Origin of the sequence: Mesorhizobium sp. M7A.F.Ca.CA.001.08.2.1 (assembly GCF_003998455.1) — a bacterium.
In the GTDB taxonomy this organism is placed as follows: Bacteria; Pseudomonadota; Alphaproteobacteria; order Rhizobiales; family Rhizobiaceae; genus Mesorhizobium; species Mesorhizobium ciceri.
This window is the reverse complement of sequence record NZ_RZPW01000634.1, coordinates 1-3,725: the sequence shown is the minus strand read 5'-3', so window position 1 is coordinate 3,725 and position 3,725 is coordinate 1. Positions and strand designations below refer to the sequence as shown.

2 protein-coding genes are annotated in these 3,725 nt (G+C 64.3%); both read right to left on the bottom strand.

The window, feature by feature from the left end; genetic code table 11:
- Window positions 1-449, bottom strand: a 449-nt coding sequence (locus tag EN914_RS27930; protein WP_206527253.1) for a circularly permuted type 2 ATP-grasp protein, incomplete at its 3' end; no start/stop codon positions are given.
- 6 nt (window positions 450-455) lie between these two features.
- A partial coding sequence (locus tag EN914_RS27925; protein ID WP_164778968.1) for a DUF2126 domain-containing protein occupies window positions 456-3,725 on the bottom strand: 3,270 nt, incomplete at its 5' end.

The following is a 3,725-nucleotide window of genomic DNA, read 5'->3' as shown; positions in this document are numbered from 1 at the left end:
GGCCGCAAATATTCGGGGCTGGCGGCGATCAATCCCGCCGGCAGGATGCCTTTTTCGACCAGCCGGTTCGGCCCGTATATATCGGCGATGGTTTCCTCGAACAGTTCGGCGCGCTGCACGAGGCCGGCGCTGATCGCCGCCCACTCGCTCTCTTCGATGAGAACCGGGACATGCGCCAGCGGCCATTCGCGTTCGTTGGCGCCGGCCTTGTCATAGACGCGGTAATAAACGCCGGCATCGCGCAGATACTGGTCGGCGCGGGCAAAGCGCTGGCCGAGCTTTTCAGCACCGAGTTCCTCGAGCGCCTCGACAAAATGCTTCCAGGCCGGGCGAGGATTGCCCGATGTATCGACCATCTCGTCGACGACGCCGTCTATGGGCTGGTAGTGCTCCAGCAGGCTGTGGGTCTGCGGCTTGCCGCGTCCCCTCTTGTGATTCCCCTTTGCCATTGCTGATCAGAGTCTTGCCGGCCGCCGAAGGTCAAGGGTCATCGGGAAATCTTCCGCCGGTTGTTCTTCACGGATCACATAGGCGGATGGCGTATGGCCACGCGGTTCGAAGCGGGCGAGCCGCCGGGCTTCCGCCTCGTTGCCATTGACCGGAAAGGTGTCGTAATTGCGCCCGCCGGGATGGGCGACATGGTAGACGCAGCCGCCGACCGCACGGCCCGACCATCGGTCATAGATGTCGAAGACCAGCGGCGTGTTGACGGGCAGCGCCGGATGCAGGCCCGATGCCGGCTGCCAGGCCTTGAAGCGCACGCCTGCCACCGCCACTTCGCGATTGTCAGTGACCTTCATCGGCACGATGCGGCCGTTGCAGACGACTGCGTGGCGCTCCGGGTTCAGCCCTTCGGTCTTGACCTGCAGCCGTTCGACCGAGGAATCGACGAAGCGCACGGTGCCGCCGATCGCGCCTTGCTCGCCCATCACATGCCACGGCTCCAGCGCCTGGCGCAGTTCCAGCTTGATGCCGGCATGCTGAACCTCGCCGCAGAACGGGAAGCGGAATTCGAGCTGGGCGTCGAACCATTCGGGACGGAACTCAAAATCGTTGAGCTTGAGGTCGTCGAGCACGTCGAGGAAATCGGCCCAGACATGATGCGGCAGCATGAAGCGGTCATGCAGCGATGTGCCCCAACGCACGAAACGGCCGTCGAGCGGGCTCTTCCAGGCACGGGCAATGATGGCGCGGACCAAAAGTTGCTGCGCGAGGCTCATGCGCGCATTGGGCGGCATCTCGAAGCCGCGGAATTCGACCAGCCCCAGCCGGCCGGTCGGTCCGTCGGGCGAGAACAGCTTGTCGATGCAGATTTCCGAACGATGCGTATTCCCGGTGACGTCGGTCAACAAATTGCGGAACAGCCGGTCGACCAGCCATGGCAAGGGTGCGTTGCCCTGGTCTGGATGCGGCACCTGCGCCATAGCGATCTCAAGCTCGTAGAGCGAGTCGTGACGCGCTTCGTCGAAGCGTGGCGCCTGGCTGGTCGGCCCGATGAACAGGCCGGAGAACAGGTAGGACAGCGACGGATGGCGCTGCCATTGCAGCACCAGGCTCTTCAGCAGGTCCGGCCTTCGCAGGAACGGGCTGTCATTGGGTGTCGCACCGCCGACCACGACATGGTTGCCGCCGCCGGTGCCGGTGTGGCGGCCATCGATCATGAACTTGTCTGCGCCAAGCCGTGTCTGCCGCGCCTCCTCGTAGATCGCCGTCGTCGTCGCCACGCAATCCTGCCAGTTGGAAGCAGGATGGATGTTGACCTCGATGACGCCTGGGTCAGGCGCGACGCGGATGACGTTGAGGCGCGGATCGTGCGGCGGGCCATAGCCTTCGATGTGCACGGGAAGGCCTATCGCCTTCGCCGCGTTCTCGGCCGCCGCGACCAGTTCGAGATAGTCTTCCAGCGCCTCGACCGGCGGCATGAACACGCAAAGCCGGCCATCGCGCGGCTCGACCGAAAGTGCGGTGCGCACCGCGCCGCCGATCTCGGTGATCTCCTGCTCGACCCGCTCCTGCTGGCCGGTCGCAGCGGTGAACGATGCCGCCTGCTGGCGGCGCGCCATCTCGTCGGCGCCTTCCAGTTCGGCTGGAGCCGGTCCGGCCAGTATGGCTTCACGCGCGGGCAGCGGGCCGCGTGGCAGTGATGGATCGACCGGCACGATATAAGGGAATTGCTCCGGCGGCACATAGGGCAACGTGCCGAGCGGCAGCCGGTAGCCGACCGGTGAATCGCCTGGCACCAGGAACAGCCGGCCACGCCGCGTCTTCCATTTTTCCGAACGCCAGCGCGGATCCGATGCCTGGCTGTTCCAGCGCTGGACGGGGAGCACATAGCCGGACGGTTTGGTCAGCCCGCGCTCGAACACTTTCGCCATGCGGCTGCGTTCTTCCGGATCCTCCAGCCTGGAGTTGGACGGATCGACATTGTCGGGCAGCTTGCCTTCCTTGAGCAGCCATTCGGCCGGATCCTCATAGGCTTCGCTGACCATGGCTTTGTCGATGCCGAGCTCGCCGGCAATCGCGGTGAGCAGGCTTTCGGCCTGCTTCGGGCCGATATCGGCCTCGCTCTTTTCGCGTGCGATCAGCGACGGATCGCTCCACACCGGCTGGCCGTCGGCACGCCAGTAGAGCGAAAAGGTCCAGCGCGGCAGGCTTTCGCCCGGGTACCATTTGCCCTGGCCGTAATGGAGAAAGCCGCCCGGCGCAAAGCGCTCGCGCAGTTTACGGATCAGTTCGTCCGCCTTTTCGCGCTTGGTGGGACCGACGGCGGCGGTGTTCCATTCGGCCGACTCGAAATCGTCGATCGACACGAAAGTCGGCTCGCCGCCCATCGTCAGCCGCACGTCGCCGGCGGCAAGTGCTTTATCGACCTTGTTGCCCAGAGCGTCGAGCGCCTGCCAGCTTTCGTCCGAAAATGGCTTGGTGATGCGCGGATGTTCGGCGATGCGGTCGACCCGCATCTCGAAGCCGAATTCGACATTGGCGAAGCTCGCCATGCCGGAAATCGGGGCCGCGTTGCGGAAATGCGGCGTGGCGGCCAGCGGCACATGGCTCTCGCCGGTGAGCAGGCCCGAGGTCGGATCGAAGCCGATCCAGCCGGCGCCGGGAAGATAGACCTCGCACCACGCATGCAGATCGGTGAAGTCGACGGCGGTTCCGGCTGGACCGTCCAGCGCCACCAGATCGGGCTTCAACTGGACCAGATAGCCGGAAACGAAGCGCGCCGCGATGCCGAGATTGCGCAGGATCTGCACCAGCAGCCAGCTCGAATCCCGGCACGATCCCTTTTTCGCGGCCAAGGTCTCTTCCGGCGAGAACACACCGGTTTCCATGCGCACGATATAGGCGATCTCGCGCTGCAGCCGCGCGTTGAGATCGACCAGGAAATTGACGGTGTTGGCAGCGCTGCGATCGATGGTCTTCAGCAGCGCCGACAGCAGCGGTCCCGCCGGCTCCGGAGTGCGATAGATGGCGAGATCGTCGCGTATCTCTTCCGGATACTCGAACGGAAACGCCTCGGCCGACGGCTCGACGAAGAAATCGAACGGATTATAGACCGTCATGTCGGCGACGAGGTCAACCTCGATCTTCAACTCCGTCACTGGCTCCGGAAAGACGAAGCGGGCGAGGAAATTGCCGTAAGGATCCTGCTGCAGATTGACGAAGTGGTTCGCCGGCTCGACCTTGAGCGAATGGCTCAGCACCTTGGTACGGGAATGCTGCGC